This is a genomic window from Vibrio sp. ZOR0018 (assembly GCF_963865925.1).
GTDB lineage: Bacteria > Pseudomonadota > Gammaproteobacteria > Enterobacterales > Vibrionaceae > Vibrio > Vibrio anguillarum.
In genome coordinates this window covers 1-21,428 of the sequence record NZ_CAWMCN010000138.1, presented here as the reverse complement: position 1 = coordinate 21,428, position 21,428 = coordinate 1, and the positions used below count along the sequence as shown (strand labels likewise).

The 21,428-nt window shown below is 46.6% G+C and carries 18 protein-coding genes; 10 read left to right on the top strand and 8 right to left on the bottom strand.

Annotated features, from left to right (window positions below; translation table 11 throughout):
• Positions 1-654 carry an oxygen-insensitive NAD(P)H-dependent nitroreductase NfsB gene (locus AACR75_RS16360; RefSeq protein ID WP_047688008.1) on the bottom strand — a complete coding sequence of 218 codons (654 nt, stop codon included), beginning with the start codon at positions 652-654 and terminating at the stop codon, positions 1-3.
• Between the two features lie 282 nt (positions 655-936).
• Here AACR75_RS16360 and AACR75_RS16355 point away from each other — a divergent pair, with 282 nt between their 5' ends.
• The 3 genes from AACR75_RS16355 to envZ all read left to right on the top strand — a co-directional run bounded on the left by AACR75_RS16355 (position 937) and on the right by envZ (position 4,179).
• Positions 937-1,923, top strand: coding sequence for a DUF3187 family protein (locus tag AACR75_RS16355; RefSeq protein WP_047688006.1), 987 nt, complete (start codon positions 937-939; stop codon positions 1,921-1,923).
• Positions 1,924-2,074: 151 nt separating this feature from the next.
• Positions 2,075-2,794 (top strand): osmolarity response regulator transcription factor OmpR, encoded by a 720-nt coding sequence (gene ompR / locus AACR75_RS16350; RefSeq protein WP_010319303.1) that lies wholly within the window; start codon positions 2,075-2,077, stop codon positions 2,792-2,794.
• An 80-nt stretch (positions 2,795-2,874) separates the two neighbouring features.
• Complete coding sequence (gene envZ, locus AACR75_RS16345; RefSeq protein ID WP_013855410.1) at positions 2,875-4,179, top strand: two-component system sensor histidine kinase EnvZ; 1,305 nt, start codon at positions 2,875-2,877, stop codon at positions 4,177-4,179.
• A gap of 103 nt (positions 4,180-4,282) precedes the next feature.
• Here envZ and AACR75_RS16340 read toward each other — a convergent pair whose 3' ends face one another.
• The 5 genes from AACR75_RS16340 to gmk all read right to left on the bottom strand — a co-directional run bounded on the left by AACR75_RS16340 (position 4,283) and on the right by gmk (position 11,341).
• Positions 4,283-5,677: a uracil-xanthine permease family protein gene (locus AACR75_RS16340; protein ID WP_047688004.1), complete on the bottom strand. Its 1,395-nt coding sequence runs from the start codon at positions 5,675-5,677 to the stop codon at positions 4,283-4,285.
• Positions 5,678-5,895: 218 nt separating this feature from the next.
• Positions 5,896-7,974, bottom strand: coding sequence for an ATP-dependent DNA helicase RecG (gene recG, locus AACR75_RS16335; RefSeq protein WP_026028451.1), 2,079 nt, complete (start codon positions 7,972-7,974; stop codon positions 5,896-5,898).
• A 207-nt stretch (positions 7,975-8,181) separates the two neighbouring features.
• Positions 8,182-10,302, bottom strand: a complete 2,121-nt coding sequence (gene spoT, locus AACR75_RS16330) for a bifunctional GTP diphosphokinase/guanosine-3',5'-bis pyrophosphate 3'-pyrophosphohydrolase (RefSeq protein WP_017045712.1) — start codon at positions 10,300-10,302, stop codon at positions 8,182-8,184.
• A 39-nt stretch (positions 10,303-10,341) separates the two neighbouring features.
• Positions 10,342-10,614 carry a DNA-directed RNA polymerase subunit omega gene (gene rpoZ, locus AACR75_RS16325; protein ID WP_013855406.1) on the bottom strand — a complete coding sequence of 91 codons (273 nt, stop codon included), beginning with the start codon at positions 10,612-10,614 and terminating at the stop codon, positions 10,342-10,344.
• 103 nt (positions 10,615-10,717) lie between these two features.
• Entirely contained in the window at positions 10,718-11,341 is a 624-nt protein-coding gene (gene gmk / locus AACR75_RS16320; protein ID WP_047688002.1) for a guanylate kinase, read from the bottom strand.
• Between the two features lie 391 nt (positions 11,342-11,732).
• Here gmk and AACR75_RS16315 point away from each other — a divergent pair, with 391 nt between their 5' ends.
• Positions 11,733-12,407, top strand: coding sequence for a 7-cyano-7-deazaguanine/7-aminomethyl-7-deazaguanine transporter (locus AACR75_RS16315; protein WP_026028324.1), 675 nt, complete (start codon positions 11,733-11,735; stop codon positions 12,405-12,407).
• A gap of 105 nt (positions 12,408-12,512) precedes the next feature.
• Here the strand turns inward: AACR75_RS16315 and gppA are convergent, their stop codons facing one another.
• Both gppA and rhlB read right to left on the bottom strand, forming a co-directional pair.
• Positions 12,513-14,006, bottom strand: a complete 1,494-nt coding sequence (gppA, locus tag AACR75_RS16310) for a guanosine-5'-triphosphate,3'-diphosphate diphosphatase (RefSeq protein ID WP_019281051.1) — start codon at positions 14,004-14,006, stop codon at positions 12,513-12,515.
• A 7-nt stretch (positions 14,007-14,013) separates the two neighbouring features.
• Positions 14,014-15,324 (bottom strand): ATP-dependent RNA helicase RhlB, encoded by a 1,311-nt coding sequence (gene rhlB / locus AACR75_RS16305; protein ID WP_026027733.1) that lies wholly within the window; start codon positions 15,322-15,324, stop codon positions 14,014-14,016.
• Between the two features lie 111 nt (positions 15,325-15,435).
• Between rhlB and trxA the strand changes: the two genes are divergently transcribed.
• The 6 genes from trxA (at position 15,436) to fre (ending at position 21,247) form a co-directional block, all read left to right on the top strand.
• On the top strand, positions 15,436-15,762 hold the full coding sequence (trxA, locus tag AACR75_RS16300) for a thioredoxin TrxA (protein ID WP_010319293.1): 327 nt from the start codon (positions 15,436-15,438) through the stop codon (positions 15,760-15,762).
• 199 nt (positions 15,763-15,961) lie between these two features.
• Entirely contained in the window at positions 15,962-17,221 is a 1,260-nt protein-coding gene (gene rho / locus AACR75_RS16295; RefSeq protein WP_010319292.1) for a transcription termination factor Rho, read from the top strand.
• Between the two features lie 108 nt (positions 17,222-17,329).
• On the top strand, positions 17,330-18,325 hold the full coding sequence (locus AACR75_RS16290) for a hypothetical protein (RefSeq protein ID WP_047687999.1): 996 nt from the start codon (positions 17,330-17,332) through the stop codon (positions 18,323-18,325).
• A gap of 77 nt (positions 18,326-18,402) precedes the next feature.
• A complete protein-coding gene (gene ubiD, locus AACR75_RS16285; protein ID WP_047687997.1) occupies positions 18,403-20,259 on the top strand; it encodes a 4-hydroxy-3-polyprenylbenzoate decarboxylase in 1,857 nt (618 codons plus the stop codon).
• Positions 20,256-20,525: a 2Fe-2S iron-sulfur cluster-binding protein gene (locus AACR75_RS16280; RefSeq protein ID WP_013855397.1), complete on the top strand. Its 270-nt coding sequence runs from the start codon at positions 20,256-20,258 to the stop codon at positions 20,523-20,525. The genes ubiD and AACR75_RS16280 overlap by 4 nt, the downstream gene beginning before the upstream one ends.
• A 14-nt stretch (positions 20,526-20,539) precedes the next feature.
• Complete coding sequence (gene fre, locus AACR75_RS16275) at positions 20,540-21,247, top strand: NAD(P)H-flavin reductase (RefSeq protein WP_017049370.1); 708 nt, start codon at positions 20,540-20,542, stop codon at positions 21,245-21,247.
• The last annotated feature ends 181 nt before the right edge of the window (positions 21,248-21,428 follow it).

Sequence of the window (21,428 nt, the reverse complement as noted above, 5' to 3'; positions counted from 1 at the left end):
TTATAACTCAGTAAAGACGGTTTGCTCTGGCCAGCGAGATTTCGGCAGCTTGGCGTTGAAATCTTCTTCGCTGTGGTAACCGAGCGGTACAATCACTAAGCTGGTGAACCCTTTTTCAGTCAGGCCAAACTCTTGGTTGAGCACCTCGGCATCAAACCCTTCAATGGGGACAGCATCAATGCCCATCGCAGCCGCTCCGAGCAGCAGTGTTCCAACATTTAAATAAACTTGTTTTTGCATCCAGTGTTCGGCGTCATTGAGCGTTTCTCGATGCAAGTTAACAAAATAGCTGCGTCCGCCGTGCATGCCTGTTTTGGCTTCTTCATTGGCAAAGCGGCCATCTTTCTCTTCGTTTTCCAGCAGCGTCAATAAGTAGTGATCATCAATATCGGTTTTGGCGCAAAACACCATCACGTGAGACGCATCCAAAATTTTGCGTTCGTTAAAGGAAAATTGACCTTGCGTCGCTTTGGCGATACGCGTTTTGCCTTCCTCGCTAGCCGCCAAAATAAAATGCCAAGGCTGCGAATTGACGCTAGAGGCGCTCATGCGTACCAGTTCTTTAATATCAGCGACTTGCTGTTCAGTCAGTTTACGGTTGGTGTCAAACGCTTTGGTGGAATAGCGCGCTTGCGATGCTTGAACAATATTCATTTTTCCCTCCTAGGGAAGATAACATTCGAGATGGCGCTAAGATAACGGACTGAGTCCAAACAAGAAACCGCCTCTTGCTTAATTCATTTTCAAAAAAAATTTGATAATCCGAATTTGAAAACGCCCTAGCTTGCGGAAAAAGTTAGCACTATCTCATGATATTTCTGAATTAGCGCATACACTTAATGTGTACGGTAGATCATCATTAAGGGATATGGTCACTCACTAAGCGTTAATGATTGTCTAATATATTCAAAAGGTTGCTTTGGCCGGAGAGTATGCATGACGGAGTGTAAGTGCATTTGTTGGTTTATTCTCTTTTCTCTTCCCATCCACTCGGCGTGGGCGGATATTGACTACGGGCCTGCGCAAAGCTATGTGCAATCGCCACTGCATACCAATAGCCTTTCTGCACAACTTCGCTCCGGCTTTTCGATGCAAGAGGAAGAAGTTGAGCTCTACACCAGCGCGACTATCGCCAGCATTTGGGCGATCACGCCTGATTATACGCTGGATTATTACCAGAATCAGATAGCGATGGGCGGTAAATGGCAGCTCACTTCGAAGTGGCAGGTTGAGCTTAATTATCGTTGGAACTTTGCTGCCAATAATCATTTAGATGGCTTAACACTTGCTTTTCATGACTGGTTTGGCATTGATCAAAACGGGCGTGAGGATGTCGATAACGATCGCTTCATCATTCAAATGCCAGAGTACGGCATTGATCAGGAAGCGTTCCGAGGCGAGACATTGAGCCGTGCGTTGACCAGCTATTTACAGTACCAGCTGGTGGATAAGCCTCATCACGGTTTGTCACTGGGGGCTTCACTCTATTACAACGATCCACACCATGGAATATTCAACCTGTCTGAGTTTGAACAAGCGGTGCAGCTCAATTATGGCTACCGAAGAGGTAAGCATGCACTTGATACGCTGTTGGCTATCACCTTTCGCAACCCGACCAATGTACCAGGCCAAACCCAGTATCATTCGAGCACTTGGTCGATGGGTACCAGTTATCGATATCAGTGGTTAGAACGCCATTATCTGATTGGGCAGGTCTCATTCTATCAAGGCCTTTCAACGGGGGAGGATGACTTTTCTAAACCATCGACCGAGTTTATTTTGGGGTATCGTTATCAAATGAGCCATTCAGCGATTGAAGTTACTGTGGTCGAGAATATGTTTAATGCCAATAACAGCACCGATATTGCCTTTGGTTTAGGCTATCGCTATCGTTTTGGCCGTTTTGATAAAGAGCCGAACTGACAAACGATGTCATCCGCTTAGTGTCTAACAACGAAGCGCGACAAAAGACATAAACGTTAACAATTCTTTGCATGATTTTAGCCGCAACGGTGTTACATTTTACTCGCTCGGTTTGATATTGGCTGAAGCTCAGAATTAGGTGGGATCTCAGATGCAAGAAAACTATAAAATTTTAGTGGTGGATGATGATGCGCGTTTACGTGCATTGCTTGAGCGTTACTTGTCAGAGCAAGGTTTTCTGGTGCGTAGTGTCGCCAATAGCGAACAGATGGATCGCCTGCTCACTCGTGAAAACTTCCACTTAATGGTGCTTGATTTGATGTTACCGGGTGAAGATGGTTTGTCTATTTGCCGCCGCTTGCGTAACGCCAATAACATGTTGCCGATTTTAATGCTGACCGCCAAAGGCGACGAAGTGGATCGTATTGTTGGCTTGGAGGTGGGTGCGGATGATTACCTGCCCAAACCGTTTAACCCGCGTGAACTACTGGCGCGAATCAAAGCCGTGCTACGTCGCCAAGTGATTGAAGCCCCCGGCGCGCCAAGTGCTGAAGAATCGGTGGTTGAGTTTGGTGAGTTTCGCTTGAATTTAGGTACCCGCGAAATGTTCCGTGGTGATGAGCCAATGCCGCTCACTTCCGGTGAATTTGCCGTATTGAAGACCTTAGTCACCAATGCGCGTGAGCCGATGTCGCGCGATAAGTTGATGAATATGGCAAGAGGGCGTGAATACTCCGCAATGGAGCGCTCGATTGATGTGCAAATCTCGCGTTTACGTCGCATGCTTGAAGTGGATCCAAGCAAACCACGCTACATACAAACGGTGTGGGGCTTAGGTTACGTCTTCGTTCCAGATGGTAAAGAGTCTTAAATTTCAATCAGCTCCTGTCGGTTAACCCACAGGAGCTTTTTTGTCGCCTTTTTGATAGTACGTTCATAGCGGGTTTTCCTATGCGCATTCGCAGTTCCTTTACTCAATCGATTTTGCTCTTCTTTTCATTACTGATCGCCAGCCAAGTGTATTCTTATTACGCCGTATTTAACTATGCTTTGATGCCCAGTTTGCAGCAGTTCAATAAGATTTTGGGCCATGAGATCAACTTAATGCTGGATGATGCGGCGAACAATACATCGAAGCTGGGAATGGACGCCTTACAGCGCCGCCGAGTGTTAGAACAATTGGGCGTCACCATTCATAGTGAAGAGAGTGAGATGGCCCAAGAGTATCACGATGCCATCAGCATTGATTTGATGAGCGAGGAGATGAGCAATGAGCTCGGCTCGCCGACCGATGTGCGGATGATTTTGGGTAAAGAGAGTTATATTTTATGGATGAAAGTGGACTCTTTTCCGGGGTCATTAATACGCATCCCTCTCTCTGAGTTGCAAAAAGAGGATTTTGCGCCACTATTTCACAATAGTTTGGTGATGGCGTTACTGATCGTCTTAGGAGGATGGCTGTTTATTCGTCTGCAAAATCGTCCCTTAATTGCCTTAGAAAAAGCCGCCAAAGCCGTTGGCCGAGGTGAGAATCCGCCACCATTGCCACTCAAAGGCGCTTCTGAAATTCGCGCGGTGACGTTGGCGTTTAATCAAATGTCGAAAGGGATCCAAGCGCTTGAAGAGGATCGCTCATTATTGATGGCGGGGATCAGCCACGACTTACGTACGCCGCTGACTCGTATTCGCTTAGCCACGGAAATGATGTCTCCAGAAGAGAGTTATCTCGCCGAAGGGATCATCAGTGATACGGAAGAGTGTAACGAGATCATCAGTCAGTTTATGGACTACCTTAAACCCGTCAATAAACAGACCTTTACCGCCGTTGATCTCAATGAGATCGCCAATGATGTCGCCACTGCCGAAGGGGGCTACGAGATCAAAATCGATGTCGCGCTGCATTTACCAATGCAGCCAGCCTTTGGCAATGCGATCGCCATTAAACGCGCGGTGAGCAACTTAGTGGTGAACGCCATTCGTTATGGCAATGGTTGGGTTAAGGTGAGCACGGGCAGTACCGCAGATAACAAAATGGCTTGGGTTTGTGTGGAGGATAATGGCCCGGGTATTGATCCTAGCCAAGTGAGTAAAGTGTTTGAACCTTTTACGCGTGGTGATACCGCGCGCGGCAGTGAAGGCACAGGACTTGGTTTGGCGATAGTGAAACGGATTGTTAGCCAGCATCATGGCAGCGTTGTGGTGAGTAACCGCAGTGAAGGTGGACTCAAAGCGCAACTGAGCTTCCCGACCAAATAGGGGCTTATTCACTAAATAACACAATGGGCTCAGTTGAGCCCATTGTGTTTGCGGTTTATGTCTTTTCGGCTGCTGACCGAAGTTTTTGGGCCCATCCATGCAATCAGTTGGTTTTGAGCTCTTCGAGTTCTTCTTCTTCGCGTGGCAATTTTTCTGGCAGTAGCAAGTTGAGCAAAATGGCGGTGATACCGCCAGCCGCTACGCCGGATGAAAAAATGCTCTTAATGAACTCGGGCATAAATTGCAGAATCTCTGGCTTTTGCGCAATGCCTAACCCCATCGAAAACGACAGCGCCATGATTAAAATCGCGCGGCGGTCGAGATCCACACGGGAAATAATACGCACACCCGCGGCTGCAATGGTGCCGAACATGACGATGGTTGCACCGCCAAGTACCGGTTCAGGAATCAATTGTACAAAGCTTGCCACGCCTGGGAACAGGCCGAGCAACACCAACATGGCGGAAATAAAGTAACCCACATAACGGCTGGCAACCCCGGTGAGCATAATTACGCCATTGTTTTGGCTAAAGGTCGAGTTGGGAAAACTGTTAAAGACCGCCGCCAGCGCGGAGTTCAAACCATCAGCCAGCACACCACCTTTAATACGCTTCATGTAAATCGGCCCTTTGACAGGCTCGCCCGACACTTCGGAAGTGGCGGTGATATCACCAATCGCTTCCAATGCGGTGATCAAGAAAATCAGTACCAGAGGAATAAAGAGTGACCAATCAAAACCTAAACCAAACTGCATAGGTATTGGTAGGGCAATCAGGGCAGTCTCACTCAGTGAATCAGTGTTCACCATCCCCATCAAGTAAGCCATGATATAACCGACGAACATCGCAATCACAATCGATGCTACGCGAATGTATGGGTTACTTGAGCGGTTGAGCAACACGATAAGCCCAAGCACGGTTCCCGCCAATGCCAGTTTGTCTAAGCTGCCAAAAGTGCCATCGCTGAGCGCAGCATAGCCGCCACCCATAGAAACTAAACCAACTTGTACCAGTGTTAAGCCTATCAGGGTGACCACAATGCCCGACACCAGCGGCGTGATCACGCGGCGCGCGTATTGCAGCACTCGTGATAATAGGATTTCAGCAAAAGAAGCGACTAAAATGGTGCCAAAGATCGCCGCCATCATAGTGCTGATATCTGCACCACCCGCTTTTAATGACAAGCCTGCGCCAATAATTGGCCCAAGAAAGTTAAAACTGGTGCCTTGGATAGAAAGTAAACCGGAGCCAATCGGGCCAATGGTGCGGATCTGGATAAAGGAGGATAAGCCAGATGCAAACAGCGACATGCTGATGATGGTGTTGGTCTGTTCGGCAGAAACACCAAGTGTTTGGCAAATAATGAGCGAAGGGGTGATGACCGCAACAAACATGGCTAGCAAATGTTGTAAAGCGGCGAAAATGGTTTGGGGTAGCGGTGGCCTATCGTTGAGTTGATAAACCAAATCAGACTTACGCGAAGCGTTGTGGATAGTCATACTGTTTTCCTAATGGTGCGTTGTTGTCTTAGCGTTCGCTGAGTGGGAGCACTAAGTGGAGCAGACACGTCATCTGTGATTGCTGTTAATCAGAATCTGCTCGGACTGGATAAGTGAGTAGTTCACTAAAAAAATTGGCGAAATTATAGAGGGTTTACGCAAGAAAGCAAACGTTTGCTTTGCTGTGTAAGGGAGAGGGGAATACAGAACGAACAATCTTATGCTTTGGCGTAGATGTCCTTCTCTCCTAACCAGCGATCGATAATGGCGGTCGCGTGGCTTGGATAATGGTCGTGTAAGTAGCGAGCAATGCGCTGTACTTCAGGAATTAAACGTTGGTCACGGACTAAATCCGCAATTTTGAAATCCGCGAGGCCGGTCTGTTTGGTACCAAGCAGCTCCCCCGGACCGCGAATTTCTAAGTCTCGCTGAGCAATTACGAAACCGTCATTGCTCTCACGCAGTACACCCAAGCGTTTTTGCGCGGTTTTCGATAGCGGTGCATGGTAAAGCAATACGCAGTGGCTGGCGACAGAGCCTCGCCCTACGCGGCCGCGTAATTGGTGCAACTGTGCTAAGCCCAAACGCTCAGGATTTTCGATGATCATCAAGCTCGCATTCGGCACGTCAACGCCAACCTCAATCACCGTTGTGGCAACCAGCAAGTGCAGTTCATTGTTTTTAAAGGCTTGCATCACCGCTTGTTTTTCGCTCGGCTTCATTCGGCCATGCACCAAACCGATTTTGACATCGGGCAGAGTGCGTTGTAGTTCTTGCGCTGTGTCGGCGGCGGCTTGCGCTTCTAGCACCTCAGACTCATCAATCAAAGTACAGACCCAATAAGCCTGTTTTCCTTCACTCAAACAGGCATGACGTACGCGCTCGACGATATCATCACGCTTTGTATCTGGGATTGCGACAGTTTGAATGGGCGTTCGTCCCGGTGGCAGTTCATCAATAACGGAGGTTTCTAAATCAGCGTAAGCAGTCATCGCTAAAGTTCGTGGGATCGGCGTTGCGGTCATGATTAACTGGTGCGGATACGCGCCTTGCTTCGCTCCTTTCTCACGCAGTTCTAAACGCTGGTGGACACCAAAGCGGTGTTGTTCATCAATGATGACGAGCGCAAGGTGATGAAATTCAACTTGTTCTTGGAAAAGAGCGTGAGTACCCACTATCATTTTTGCCTCACCGCTGGCAATGCGAGCCAGTTCTGTTTCTTTCGCTTTGCCTTTTAATTTACCCGCCAGCCAGCCGACTTGGATGCCCATTGCTTCAAACCAGTTGGCAAAGTTAATTGCGTGCTGCTCGGCCAGCAATTCCGTCGGTGCCATTAATGCTACTTGATAGCCATGTTCGATAGCACGTGCGGCGGCTAATGCAGCGACCAGGGTTTTCCCTGAGCCCACATCACCTTGTACTAAACGCATCATGGGGTGAGCTTGTGCCAGATCGGCTTCGATCTCTGTCACAACACGTGTTTGTGCTTTAGTGGGAGAGAAAGGCAGTTGTGCAAGCAGTTGTTGTTTGAGTGTGCCAGACCCAGCCAGCGGCAATGCGATATCTTGCTGGCCTTGATGGCGTACAGCCAGCATGGAGAGGTTTTGCGCCAACAGCTCTTCCATAATTAAGCGAACCTGCGCCGGGTGTTTCCCTTCATCAAACAGTTGCAGGTTAATGCCCGGTGGCGGCCGGTGAATGATGTGCAGCGCTTCAGAGAGCGTAATTTGGTGATCATACAACCCGGCAGGTAGCAATTCTTGTACGGCGGCTTTGTCGAGTAAACTTAATGCTTGATCAGTGAGTGTGCGTAGTGTGAGTTGGCGCAGGCCATCGGTTGTTGGGTAAACGGGTGTTAAGTTAGCTTCGACATCTGGCTGTTGCTGAGGAGCATAAAATTTATAATCAGGATGAACAATTTCAAGGCCGAATCCACCACGCTTAATTTCACCGTAAGCGTGCACTAACTTACCTTCAGCAAAATTGTTTTTCATCCCAGCCGTAAAGTTAAAAAAACGCAGCGTAATGGTGCCGTTACCATCGCTTATTTTTACTGTGAGCATTTTGCGTTTGCCAAAAACCGTATCCACCGCCATGACTTTACCTTGCACGGCGGCCCAAAGCCCGGGATGCAATTTAGCAATAGGGTAGATCCGTGTGCGGTCCTCATAACGTAAAGGGAGATGGAACAGCAGATCTTGCACACTGATTAAGCCAACCTTTTCCAGTTTTTCAGCCACTTTAGCGCCCACGCCAGAGAGTGAGGTGAGAGGAATCGCGGACAGTAGCTGTGACATAACAGGGCTCATTAACAGTATCGTTATCTATTATTCAACCATCGAACTGTTTTTTTGTACAGCATAAAATCATGTAATGGTCGATAAGCGGCAGACCATCGGTTAATTTGAATAGTGACGCCTAAAATGCAAGATGGGGGTAGGGTGTCGGAAAATAAAAAACCCCATGAGTGGTTAGCCGCAAGGGGTTTTATTTATTTGGATAGTTTAATTTTTCCGGCGTCGCACTTTCAGTGCATGAGGCATCACACGAATTTTTTTCATGATGTTTGCTAAGTGAATGCGATCTTTGGTGGTCAGCAGCACAGTGACAGTATACAAACGTCCATCACGCTCCTCGGTGGAGAGGCCATGAATGTTGGAACCTGTTTTCGAGATTACATTCGTCAGTTCCGCTAACGCACCTTGGTGGTTTTGCATGTCCACTTTCAGTTCGGTGATGAACTCTTGGTCGTAATCTTTAGACCACTCAACCGCCATGTAACGATCCGGCTCTTTTTGGTAGCCACGAACATTAGGGCAGGTTTCACGATGCACCACTAAACCACGACCCGGAGATACATGCGCAATGATGTGATCGTCTGGGATGGGGTGGCAGCAGTTAGCAAACGTGAGCAAAATACCTTCAGCGCCGCGGATCGGCAGTTTCTTTTTCGGTTTGCCATCATTGCTTTCCACTTCGGTCAGCTCATCAGCATCGCCAAGCAGACGACGCGCAATGACAATACTCATCAGTTCGCCTAAACCAATCGCGGCCAGCAGATCATCGACCGTGGCCATTTTAAGCTCACCAATCACATGTTTAATGTTCTCGTCACTGATGTCACTGAGTGAAAGATCACCCAGCGCGTGATTGAGCAAACGCCTACCAAGTGTGATCGATTCCTCACGGCGCATGGTTTTAAGCACTTGACGTATCTTAGTACGAGCGCGAGACGTGACCACATAGTTGAGCCAAGCGGCATTAGGGCGAGCCCCAGGTGCGCTGATGATTTCAATCGTTTGGCCGTTTTTCAGTGATTTACTTAACGGATAAGGGTTTCGATCAACACGAGCTCCAACACAGGTATTACCGACATCGGTGTGTACCGCGTAGGCAAAATCAACCGCAGTTGCCCCGACAGGCAGCTCAACGATGCGGCCTTTGGGGGTGAAGACGTAGATTTCATCAGGGAAAAGATCCGACTTAACGTTCTCAATAAACTCAAACGAGTTGCCAGCGCTTTGTTGTAGCTCAAGTAGGCTTTGCATCCAGCGCTGTGCTTTAATTTGCGCGGTGGTGCCAGTGCGTTCGCCATTACCTTTGTAAGACCAATGAGCAGCAACACCTTTGTCGGCCATCTGTTCCATGTCTTCAGTGCGGATCTGCACTTCAACTGGGACGCCGTGTGGGCCGACCATCGAGGTATGCAAAGATTGGTAGCCGTTCGCTTTGGGCACGGCGATGTAATCTTTCATACGCCCCGGGCGAGGTTTGTACAAGCTATGAACTTGGCCTAATGCACGATAACAAGTATCTGCAGTGTCGACCACGACTCGAAAAGCGTAGATGTCCATAATGGTGTGAAAGCGCTGCTCTTTGGTTTTCATCTTGTTATAGATGGAGAACAGGTTCTTTTCACGGCCGACCACGCGTGCTTTCAAACCGAAATCTTGCAAGCGGCCTTCAATTTCACTGTGGATGCGTTGGATCATCTCTTTGCGGTTACCGCGAGCGGATCTTACCACTTCTTTCAATACGCGATAACGATTCGGGTACAATGCTTCAAAGCCAAGCTCTTCTAGCTCAGTCTTGATGTTATGAATCCCTAAGCGGTGAGCAAGAGGCGCGTAAATCTCTAACGTTTCACGGGCAATACGGCGCTTTTTATCCGGGCGCAATGCGCCAAGGGTACGCATATTGTGTGTGCGGTCAGCAAGTTTGATGAGAATAACGCGAATGTCTTGCACCATTGCCAGCACCATCTTACGAAAGTTCTCGGCTTGGGCTTCTTTACGATCACGAAATTTCAACTTGTCGAGTTTAGAAACCCCGTCCACCAATTCCGCCACGGCGTGACCAAATTGCGCTTCAAGATCGTCTTTAGTGACATCGCAATCTTCGATGACATCATGTAATAACGCTGCTTGTAGCGTTTCCAAATCAAGGCGCATATCAGCCAAAATTCGAGAAACTGCAACAGGGTGAATAATGTAAGGTTCGCCGCTAGAACGGGTTTGCCCTTCATGGGCTTCACGTGCGACCACATAAGATTGACGCAGAGCCTCAATTTGAGGCTCTGTTAGGTATTCTTGGACAACGTCTTTAAGGCTATCAAATAGATACAAATTATAGGCCCGGAAGGTTGTTGAATTTGAATGGCAGAATTAACGGTTGTGAGCGATGCTGCTTACGGCGGCCAATTCTGCGGCTTCTTGCTCTTTCTGCTCTTGGCGCTCACGAGCATCAAGCACATCTTTCGTGATAAGACCTTCTTCGATTTCGCGCAGAGCGATAACGGTTGGCTTATCGTTCTCTTCTGGCACCAATGAATCTTTACCGCCAGTTTGCATTTGACGAGCGCGGCGAGCCGCAATCAGAACTAGGTCGAAACGATTGCCCACTTTTTCAACAGCGTCTTGAACAGTTACGCGTGCCATGAGAACTCCAAATAGTTAACTAAAAATTTTTAAATGACGAGAAAGTATACAGTCTAATCTTTGTTTATACTAGCGATAGACTTTGCCTTGTTTGAGCGGGTGATTATTCCGCCAGTAGCGCGTTGAGCATGCTGTTATATTTAGCAGCTTGCTTGTCTTGCTTCAATCGTTCAGCACGTAAAATAGCTCTGAAATCCATTAATGCCACATCGAAATCATCATTTATGATGACATAGTCGTATTCGGTGTAATGCGAGATTTCAGCTTGAGCTTCATTCATACGTTTAGCAATGACGGCTTCACTGTCTTGACCACGAGCATTCAAGCGGCGTTCCAATTCTTCTTTTGAAGGAGGAAGGATAAACACACTTTTTGCATCAGGCATTTTGTCGCGTATTTGACGCGCGCCTTGCCAGTCAATATCAAGAAAAACGTCAATGCCTTTGTTGAGGTTATTTTCAATCCATACCTTAGAGGTGCCGTAGTAGTTGCCAAATACTTCAGCATGTTCGAGAAATTCACCTTTAGCAATCAACTCTTCAAACAGCTCTTTTTGCACAAAATGGTAGTGAACACCATCTTGTTCGCCCGGGCGCATGCCGCGTGTGGTATGTGAAACAGAGACTTTCATCGCATAGGTTGGGTTGGTTTCCAACATCGCAGAGATCAAGCTTGATTTGCCTGCACCACTGGGTGCAGAGACGATATAAAGAGTACCTTTGCCCATCTGTTCTGTTCCACGTTAGGTTAGGATTGAATACTGATATTTGCGTCTATCAGCATGTTAAAAGATAGCACTGACCCAGAGAGTTTCATCCTAGAAAATGAAAATAAGGCCAGAAAAAATGGAGGCGAAGAGTAGCACGTTCCCATGGATGTCTACAACAAAAAGGTCGGCCTTTAGCTGTGAAAGGGGAATTTTAAAACGGTGATATTTTCTTCAATGGGTAAACGTTTGCTCTTATTTCAAGGCTTGTCGAGGGGGTTTATTGCTGTATAATCGCCCGCCGCTGAGCTCGTGATTTGGATATGATCGCGTGGTAAGCCTATAAATTAATGCAAGACTAATTCTTCGATTTGGGTTCCCTCGCCCCCAAAACAAACTAAAAAGGTACACAATGAGTTACTTTACCCTTGCGCAGCAGCGCAAAGCTTTGGCACTTTTAGTGCTATTTCATTTGATCATTATTGCATCAAGCAATTATCTGGTTCAGCTGCCCTTTACTGTATTCGGTTTACATACCACTTGGGGCGCATTTACTTTCCCATTCATTTTTCTGGCAACGGATCTCACTGTACGCATTTTTGGTGCAGCGTTGGCTCGTAAAATCATTTTCTTAGTGATGTTACCGGCTTTGATTGTTTCTTATGCACTCTCGGTGCTATTTTTTGAAGGTCAATTCCAAGGGCTTGCTCAGCTTCATGAGTTTAATCTGTTTGTTGCTCGTATTGCGATTGCCAGTTTTATGGCGTATTTGCTAGGGCAAATTATGGATGTGCATGTGTTTAATCGTCTGCGCCAGATGAAGCAGTGGTGGGTTGCGCCAACATGTTCTACGTTATTTGGTAATGCATTAGACACGGTCGCTTTTTTTGCGATTGCTTTCTATCAAAGCCCCGATCCGTTCATGGCTGAACATTGGACCGAAATTGCCTTGGTTGATTATGGTTTTAAACTGGTGATCAGTTTAGGCCTGTTTGTGCCGATGTACGGTGTGCTGCTCAATTACTTGATCCGGAAGCTGACAGCGGTCAACCCTGATTTTCGAACCGTTGGGATCAATGCTCAGTAGTTGAAATGTTCAGTAGTGGGGTAGCAAGCTATTATACTAGGAAGAGAGAAAATCAAAGCCCGAGCAAGTGCTGCTCGGGCTTTTTTATGTGTCTGCATCTTATAACTATGATGGGTCGATAATGAGTGGCCAACCAATGTCGCTTTGACGGTTTGCTTCAATATCCAGCTCGGCGGTGGTGAGAGGATTGGCCGCTAACCATTTGGCGGATAACCGAAGAGTCAGTTGGTCACCTTGAGCTTGCAGTGTAAATTTAGGCTGTAGTGCCTCGTTACGACGATGGCTGAGCAATACGGCAAGGCGCAGTAAACGTAACACCCGTTTGGCGCTGTTGCCCGACAGAGCGTACTGCTCTGGCAATGAAGAGAGCTGCTCGCGATAACGACGAGCAATTTCGCCTAGAAAGTGTTTCTGTGCACGGGTATAGCCGGGTAAGTCGAGGTTTTGTAACAGGTAGGCGCTGTGTTCACCGCCTTTTTTTAAATCAATCGCTAACCCTATTTCATGCAATTGTGCAGCGGTAGTGAGCAGCATTTCAGCTTGCGGTTCCGCAATCCAATCTTCCCCCCCACACTGTTTGAGCAGCGATTGGGCAAGTTGAGCCACTTGCTTGGCGTAGTCAACATCAATTTGATATCGCACCTGAACGCTATTGATGGTACGCGTTCGAATGTCATCTTGGCGCAGCTCTTCGACCATTTCATACACTAAGCCTTCACGCAATGCGCCGCCAGCTAAAGTCATCGATTCAATCTCGAGCAGTTCAAAGATGGCAATTAAAATCGAGAGGCCACTTGGGAAAACTAACGCTCGCTCTAAAGTTAAGCCTTCAATATCAAGCTCTTCCAAGTGATCGGCGAGCATCGCTTGTTTTTGCAAGCGTTTTAGTTTGGTATGAGTGATCACCTCATCCATCCCTTGCGCTAGCATAATTTCTTGCAACGCTTGTACTGTGCCACTGGCACCCACGCACACATCCCAACCTAACTGTGAGTATTGTTCAAGGATAGGCGCTAACGTCTGTTTTGCCGCATCGATCGCTCGATTAAAGTTAGCCGCGTTAAGTTGTCTGTCTTTAAAATGGCGCTCAAGCCAAGTGACGCAGCCCATTTTTAAACTGGTTAACGCTTTGGCATCGAACCCTTCACCAATGATGAGTTCAGTACTGGCCCCACCAATATCGACAACCAAGCGTCGTCCTAAGCCACCTGAAGTGTGCGCCACTCCTTTATAGATAGTAGCCGCCTCTTCTTCACCGGAAATAACCTGAATGGGGTGGCCGAGTATTTGGTTGGCTTGAGTTAAAAACAGTTCAACGTTGGTGGCTGTACGCAGTGTGGCAGTGCCAACAATACGGATATTGCTGGCGGGTACATCTTGCAGTCGTTCCGCAAATAAACTGAGGCAGTCCCATCCTCGCTGCATCGCTTCTTGGCTAAGAGCGTTGTTATCATCTAACCCGGCGGCCAAGCGTACTTTGCGCTTTATTTTGGCCATCGTTTGTACACTGCCATCAATATGACGCACGATGAGCATATGAAAACTGTTCGACCCAAGGTCGATGGCAGCGTAGAGCGGCGAGGAGACGGCTTTACTCATAAATGGATTACGAACCCTTATTACTTTGATGCGGTTGACGTGGGCGACGACTTTGTGGCTTACGGTTGCCAGTACGAGGGCCATTGTTATTAGTACGGCGCTGCTGAGGATTACGAGAACGCAGACGAATTGGCGGCGGTAAGTCTTCAATCAACGCCGATGCATCGTAATCAGAAACAGGAACTGCGTGCCCGGTGTACTCTTCAATCGCGGTTAGGTTAATGGCGTACTCTTCACAGGCAAAACTAATCGAGTGACCACTCTCTCCTGCGCGACCTGTACGACCAATACGGTGCACGTAGTCTTCACAGTCATCAGGTAAGTCGTAGTTGAATACGTGTGTGACTTGAGGAATGTGTAAGCCTCGCGCTGCCACGTCGGTTGCAACAAGAATGTCGACATCACCGGTAGTAAATTGCTCAAGGATCTTTTCACGTTTCTTCTGCGGTACATCACCCGTTAGTAGGCCGACACGGTGCCCATCTGCAGCTAAATGACCCCAAATAGAGTCGCAGCGGTGTTTTGTGTTGGCAAAAATGATGGCGCGATCTGGCCAGTCTTGTTCTATCAGTGTCTGTAATAGCGCCATCTTATGTTCGTTAGACGGGTAGAACAGCTCTTCTTGGATGCGATGGCCAGTTTTTTGTTCTGGTTCAACAACCACGTGCTCAGGGTTATGCATGTGCTCGAACGCCAACTCTTGAACGCGATAAGAAAGCGTGGCTGAAAACAGCATGTTCAGGCGCTCTTTAGGTTCTGGCATACGGCGAAACAGAAAACGAATGTCCTTGATAAAACCAAGGTCAAACATGCGATCAGCTTCATCCAGCACTACAGCTTGAATATTATTCAAGTTAAACACGTGTTGTTTGTAGAAATCGATGATACGTCCTGTTGTACCGATCAATATGTCGACACCATCTTGCAGCTTAGACAATTGCTTATCGTAGCTTTCACCACCGTAAGCCAGCGCGGCTTTGATGCCAGTGCTGGCAATCAGAGGTTCGGCGTCGTTATAAATTTGAATCGCTAACTCACGAGTCGGGGCCATAATAATGGCACGCGGCTGCGTCGGTTTTCGCCCTTCATGTTCAGGGGTTGTTAGTAAGTGGTTAAAAGTAGCAGCGAGAAACGCAAGTGTTTTACCAGTCCCTGTTTGGGCCTGGCCTGCAATGTCTTGGCCGGTGAGCAGTACCGGCAACGCCAAGGCTTGGATCGGGGTACAGTAATCGAACCCTTTTTTTTCCAATCCTTCAACAACTTGAGGATGTAATCCCAAATCGGCGAACTTTTGCTCTGTGATATGTGTCTTTTTCATCGCCATAGAATATCAGCTTAAGCTTGCAATACGAAAGTAAATACATTCCAATAGAGCATCTATTTACTGGTTAGCTTATAATCAGTGCAGAAAAACATATTGGAGTGGAAGATGAGCGATAAGATTTTGCAGCTTACAGATGATGGTTTTGAGAACGATGTAATCAAAGCTGCAGGCCCTGTTCTTGTTGATTTTTGGGCAGAATGGTGTGGTCCTTGTAAGATGATTGCGCCAATTTTGGATGAAATCGCTAGCGAGTACGAAGGCAAACTGACTATCGGTAAATTAAATATCGACCACAACGCAGGTACTCCACCTAAGTTTGGTATTCGTGGCATCCCAACCTTGCTGCTGTTCAAAAATGGCAACGTCGCTGCAACGAAAGTTGGTGCGTTATCAAAAACTCAATTGAAAGAGTTTTTGGACGCAAACCTATAACAGGTATCGCAAAGCCGTACATTTTCTGATGCACGGCTTTGTTTTTTTGAAAAGAAACAAACTCTAGACTAGGCTATTATTTAGTGCTAGTTTATCGCACGTTAATTAGACAAGTGTTCACTTCTTGGTCGATCCTGAGACCAAAATCCATCTTAACTAGAAAATAGATCCTATTTTGACTAAACAAGTATCCACCACAATGAATCTAACAGAATTGAAGAACAGACCTGTGTCTGATCTTGTGAAACTTGGTGAGAGCCTAGGCCTCGAAAACCTAGCGCGTCTAAGAAAACAAGACATCATCTTCTCCATCCTAAAAGCGCACGCAAAAAGTGGTGAAGATATATTTGGTGATGGGGTCTTGGAAATTCTTCAAGACGGTTTTGGTTTCTTACGTAGCGCCGACTGTTCATATTTAGCTGGCCCTGATGATATCTACGTATCACCAAGCCAAATTCGCCGTTTCAACTTACGCACCGGTGACTCAGTATCCGGCAAAATTCGCCCACCAAAAGAAGGCGAACGTTATTTCGCATTGTTAAAAGTTAACACCGTTAACCACGACAAACCGGATAATGCACGTAACAAGATTTTATTTGAGAACTTAACTCCACTGCATGCCAATGAACGTATGATCATGGAGCGTGGTAATGGCTCGACAGAAGACATTACGGCACGAGTTCTAGACCTTGCCTCTCCGATTGGTAAAGGCCAGCGTGGTTTGATTGTTGCTCCGCCAAAAGCGGGCAAAACCATGTTGCTACAAAATATCGCGCAAAGTATTGCTAACAACCATCCTGATTGTGTGTTGATGGTGCTACTGATTGACGAACGTCCTGAAGAAGTAACGGAAATGCAACGCCTTGTGAAAGGCGAAGTGGTTGCTTCTACGTTCGATGAGCCAGCTTCACGCCACGTACAAGTGGCAGAAATGGTGATCGAAAAAGCAAAACGTTTGGTTGAGCATAAGAAAGATGTCGTTATCCTGCTTGATTCCATCACACGTTTAGCTCGCGCCTACAACACTGTGATCCCGTCATCTGGCAAAGTGTTGACTGGTGGTGTGGATGCTAACGCATTGCAACGTCCTAAGCGCTTTTTTGGTGCGGCTCGTAATGTAGAAGAAGGCGGTAGTTTAACGATTATTGCGACGGCACTGGTTGATACTGGCTCTAAAATGGATGAAGTTATCTACGAAGAGTTTAAAGGTACAGGTAACATGGAATTGCACCTTAACCGTAAAATTGCGGAAAAACGTGTCTTCCCTGCTATCGACTTCAACCGCAGCGGTACTCGTCGTGAAGAGTTGCTTACTAAGCCTGATGAGTTACAAAAAATGTGGATTCTGCGTAAGATCGTTCACCCAATGAGTGAAAGTGACGCAATGGAATTCTTAATTGATAAGCTCGCGATGACGAAAACCAATGATGAGTTTTTTGATGCGATGCGCCGTCAATAATAGACGCTAAGTTTAGTATGACCAACGCCACCATTTATCGGTGGCGTTTTTGTTTGCATTTGACCCATTAACCTTCCACAATAGGCCAAATGTTACAAGGAGGTTAAAATGCAACAAGGAATGTTGTCGTCGCTTCTCCTCTCGCTATTTTTATTTTGTGCGTGGCCAAGTGCTGCCTCTATAGAAATAACGTCTGATACAGCTCAAAAATGGCTTCAGGAAGAACAAATTCGCCATAAAAGTGCAGAGCTATTGCAGTACGCGGTACATGATGAATTTGATTCTTTGCGTTTTTCATTACAACGTTTAGCGCTATTACCGCAAGAAGCCGCACGTTTTCTGTTGCTGCAAAAAATCGAGCAGTTGGATCTCGCCCTAACGCCGAATATGGTGATATTCATTGAAGAGCAGCAAGCGCTTGCACCCACTTACCAAGTTGTTGAAAAAGAACAAGGCTATGAATTCTCAACTCCAGCTTTTGACTCTTCTGTGATAGCCAGCCGTTTATTAAAGCGTTGGCGGCAGGAACAAACCATTCTCGACTTCTTGGTGAAGGCGGAGCGCCAAGAGCTAGTACTGCAAACATGGTTGTCAGGGACTCAATATCAAGTAAAAATTCGCGAAACGTTACTGATCCGCGAGTTAGATACACTATCCCCAAGTGCTTTGGTTGCGCTCACTGAGCAACTGACATCAGAGCCAGTGACCGGGTGGTTGCCTTCCACACAAGTGATGGTTCGATTAGCTCAAGTTAGTGAAGATCCTAAAATCTATAAACTCCTGTGGCTGATGCGGGTCGATTTCTCCATTCAGCAGGAACTCACACGATTAGCCAGCGTAAGCGATGAATTTGCGATAAAACAGATCATGGCCGCCAGTGAAAATCCAAGTTTAAAAGTACAAGCGATTAAGGCATTAGTTCGCATCAGCCCCATGCGTTCTGATATCCGCGACTTTCTGATAGCCAAAATGTCAATCAATGAAGAGGTCAATTTAGTGGCCAGTGCTTTGGTCGAGCAGGGACACAGCCGCTGGCTAAAGGATTTACTGGTGAGTAATTCTCAGGTGAAAAGTCGTGGTATTTTGCAAGCCCTCTCTCAATAACCCTATGAAATTTGGGGATCGTTAATGGGTTGTTTTTGTTATACTGCCTGCAGTTTAATCAGCGATGTAGTAGGCCTATGAGCTTTAAGGATTTACGTGAATTTGTTGACCATCTGGAAAAAACAGGCCAACTAAAACGCATTACTTGCCCGATTGACCCTCATTATGAAATGACGGAAATTAGCGACCGCACTTTGCGTGCCGCAGGTCCTGCCTTGCTATTTGAAAACCCGATCGGTTATACGGTTCCCGTGCTCACTAACTTGTTTGGCACCGCAAAACGCGTCGCGATCGGCATGGGGCGTAAAGAGGTCCAAGAGTTAAGGGAAGTCGGCAAATTACTGGCTTATCTCAAAGAGCCCGAGCCACCACAGGGCTTCAAAGATGCTATCGATAAATTGCCTTTATTTAAGCAAGTGCTCAACATGCCAACCAAACGACTACGCAAGGCTCCTTGCCAGGAGATTGTTTGGCAGGGCAACGATGTTGACTTAGACAAAATCCCAGTGATGAGTTGTTGGGCCGATGATGTTGCTCCTCTTCTGACTTGGGGGCTGACCATCACTAAAGGGCCAAACAAGAAGCGACAAAATCTCGGGATTTATCGCCAACAGAAACTCAGTAAAAACAAAGTCATTATGCGTTGGTTGGCGCATCGTGGTGGTGCTCTAGATTTAAGAGATTGGATGGACACTCACCCCGGAGAGAATTTCCCAGTTTCAGTGGCTTTTGGTGCTGATCCTGCAACCATTTTAGGCGCGGTGACACCAGTGCCAGATACGCTTTCTGAATATGCTTTTGCGGGATTGCTACGAGGCAGTAAAACAGAAGTGGTTAAATCGCTCAGTAATGATCTAGATGTGCCTGCTAGTGCGGAAATTGTGCTGGAAGGCTACATAGATCCAAACGAATATGCTGACGAAGGGCCTTATGGTGATCACACGGGTTACTATAATGAAGTTGAAAAGCATCGTGTCTTTACGGTTACGCATATCACAATGCGCAGCAATCCTATCTACCATAGCACTTATACCGGACGCCCACCTGATGAACCAGCTGTGCTTGGTGTTGCGTTAAATGAAGTGTTTGTACCTATACTCCAAAAACAGTTCCCTGAAATCGTCGATTTCTATTTACCGCCGGAAGGTTGTTCTTATCGAATGGCGGTGGTGACGATGAAAAAGCAATACCCTGGTCATGCAAAGCGAGTCATGATGGGAGTTTGGTCGTTCCTTCGCCAGTTTATGTACACTAAATATGTGGTGGTGTGCGATGAATCAGTCGATGCTCGTGATTGGAATTCAGTTATCAATGCAATGACAACACATATGGACCCAGTCCGAGACACTTTATTCATCGAACATACACCGATTGATTCACTTGATTTTGCCTCTCCAGTGGTGGGGCTAGGCTCCAAAATGGGCTTAGATGCTACCATTAAATGGGATGTTGAGAGTGACGGTACAAGACAACAGTCATCACCATCAACGACTCCTCAGATCAAAACTGAGCATTTGGATCAGCTTAGAGCTCAGCATTCTGAGATTGTTGATATCTATTTAGTGCCATTTTCTAATGATGGTTTCTTGATGGTATCCATGAACAAAGCGTTTGCTGGTCAATCTCAAGAGCTGTTAAAAAAGATATGGGCATTTTTAGAGACATTTTCAAACCTGAAGTTTGTTGTGCTCTGTGATGATGATGTGAATATCCGAGATTGGAATGATGTGATTTGGGCGATAACCACGCGCATGGATCCGTCTCGGGATACTGATCGTATAGAAGCTAATGAAGGGCAATGTTCCAAGCTCCTGCTGGATGCAACCAACAAACTCTCTGGTGAAGTTCAGCGAGAGTGGGGGACGCCAATCCAAAAAGATCACGAGGTCGTCACCAAAATAGACTCGCTCTGGGATGAGCTAGGTATTTTATGACTTATACGGTGATCTTGCTGCCGAAAGGCGATACTTTTGAAGTGCAAGACGGTACAACGGTGTTGGAAGCTGCGCTCAACAAGAACATCTCTTTTCCACACCGTTGTCAAATAGGTGCATGCGCTATGTGTATGTGCAGAAAATTAGAAGGTGTAGTGGAATATAACTTAGAACCTATGTTGACTGACGAAGAGCAGCGACAAGGTTGGATATTCCCTTGCCAAGCCTTTGCAACAAGTAACTTAGTACTTACTTTTGCAGAGTAAGTCAGAGGAAAAACATGACCACCCAATGTAAAGTAAAGTTAATTGAGCCATTAGCCTCTAATACTTATAAAATCATCCTCCAACCTGAAAGTGTTCTTGCATTTAAAGCTGGGCAATATCTCATGGTAGAAATGGGTGAGAAAGATAAACGTCCATTTTCTATCGCAAGCAGTCCTTGCCGTTCTGGTGAACTAGAGTTGCACATTGGTGCCGCCGAGCACAATGCTTATGCACAGGAAGTGGTTGAGAAAATGAGAACGGCATTAAGCAACAAGGGTTTAGTCAATATAGATGCACCTCATGGTGATGCGTGGGTAAAAGAAAATGAGCGCCCTCTACTACTCATTGCTGGAGGAACAGGTTTTAGCTATGTACGCTCGATTTTAGATCACTGTATTAGCCAAAAGAAAAGTAACGCTATCTATTTGTACTGGGGAGCAAAAGACGTTTACCAACTCTATGCAAAAACAGAACTGAGTGAGATTGCTCAGCAATTTGAGAACATCCACTTTGTACCTGTTGTTGAAACGGCTGATGAAGGTTGGAATGGCAAGGTTGGCAATGTACTCCAAGCGATCAATGATGATTTCGAGTCGTTAGAAGCGTACGACATTTATATTGCAGGTCGTTTTGATATGGCTGGAGCAGCAAGAGAACAGTTTACCCAATACAAAAATGCAAAAAGCGATCACATGTTTGCTGATGCCTACGCTTTTATTTAAGATCGAGAGAGATTAAAGCCTATCAAAAGAGAGCGAAATGCTCTCTTTTGACGCTTTGTGGCTGCTATTTAAACAAAATAGATGTTTTTCTTATTTTTTATTAAAAACCGCTTGCACTCATCTTCGTTCTCCCTATAATGCCGCCTCACTGACACGGCACAGCCAGTAAGGGTTCAAGCCC

What these genes read in the sequence shown, in the direction of transcription:
- envZ (WP_013855410.1), top strand. Translation starts at nt 2,875, where the DNA reads ATGCGCATTCGCAGTTCCTTTACTCAATCGATTTTGCTCTTCTTTTCA.
- AACR75_RS16360 (WP_047688008.1), bottom strand. Translation starts at nt 654, where the DNA reads ATGAATATTGTTCAAGCATCGCAAGCGCGCTATTCCACCAAAGCGTTT.
- AACR75_RS16355 (WP_047688006.1), top strand. Translation starts at nt 937, where the DNA reads ATGACGGAGTGTAAGTGCATTTGTTGGTTTATTCTCTTTTCTCTTCCC.
- rhlB (WP_026027733.1), bottom strand. Translation starts at nt 15,324, where the DNA reads ATGAAAAAGACACATATCACAGAGCAAAAGTTCGCCGATTTGGGATTA.
- gmk (WP_047688002.1), bottom strand. Translation starts at nt 11,341, where the DNA reads ATGGGCAAAGGTACTCTTTATATCGTCTCTGCACCCAGTGGTGCAGGC.
- recG (WP_026028451.1), bottom strand. Translation starts at nt 7,974, where the DNA reads ATGTCACAGCTACTGTCCGCGATTCCTCTCACCTCACTCTCTGGCGTG.
- rpoZ (WP_013855406.1), bottom strand. Translation starts at nt 10,614, where the DNA reads ATGGCACGCGTAACTGTTCAAGACGCTGTTGAAAAAGTGGGCAATCGT.
- fre (WP_017049370.1), top strand. Translation starts at nt 20,540, where the DNA reads ATGACCACCCAATGTAAAGTAAAGTTAATTGAGCCATTAGCCTCTAAT.
- rho (WP_010319292.1), top strand. Translation starts at nt 15,962, where the DNA reads ATGAATCTAACAGAATTGAAGAACAGACCTGTGTCTGATCTTGTGAAA.
- AACR75_RS16340 (WP_047688004.1), bottom strand. Translation starts at nt 5,677, where the DNA reads ATGACTATCCACAACGCTTCGCGTAAGTCTGATTTGGTTTATCAACTC.
- ubiD (WP_047687997.1), top strand. Translation starts at nt 18,403, where the DNA reads ATGAGCTTTAAGGATTTACGTGAATTTGTTGACCATCTGGAAAAAACA.
- AACR75_RS16280 (WP_013855397.1), top strand. Translation starts at nt 20,256, where the DNA reads ATGACTTATACGGTGATCTTGCTGCCGAAAGGCGATACTTTTGAAGTG.
- ompR (WP_010319303.1), top strand. Translation starts at nt 2,075, where the DNA reads ATGCAAGAAAACTATAAAATTTTAGTGGTGGATGATGATGCGCGTTTA.
- AACR75_RS16290 (WP_047687999.1), top strand. Translation starts at nt 17,330, where the DNA reads ATGCAACAAGGAATGTTGTCGTCGCTTCTCCTCTCGCTATTTTTATTT.
- trxA (WP_010319293.1), top strand. Translation starts at nt 15,436, where the DNA reads ATGAGCGATAAGATTTTGCAGCTTACAGATGATGGTTTTGAGAACGAT.
- gppA (WP_019281051.1), bottom strand. Translation starts at nt 14,006, where the DNA reads ATGAGTAAAGCCGTCTCCTCGCCGCTCTACGCTGCCATCGACCTTGGG.
- AACR75_RS16315 (WP_026028324.1), top strand. Translation starts at nt 11,733, where the DNA reads ATGAGTTACTTTACCCTTGCGCAGCAGCGCAAAGCTTTGGCACTTTTA.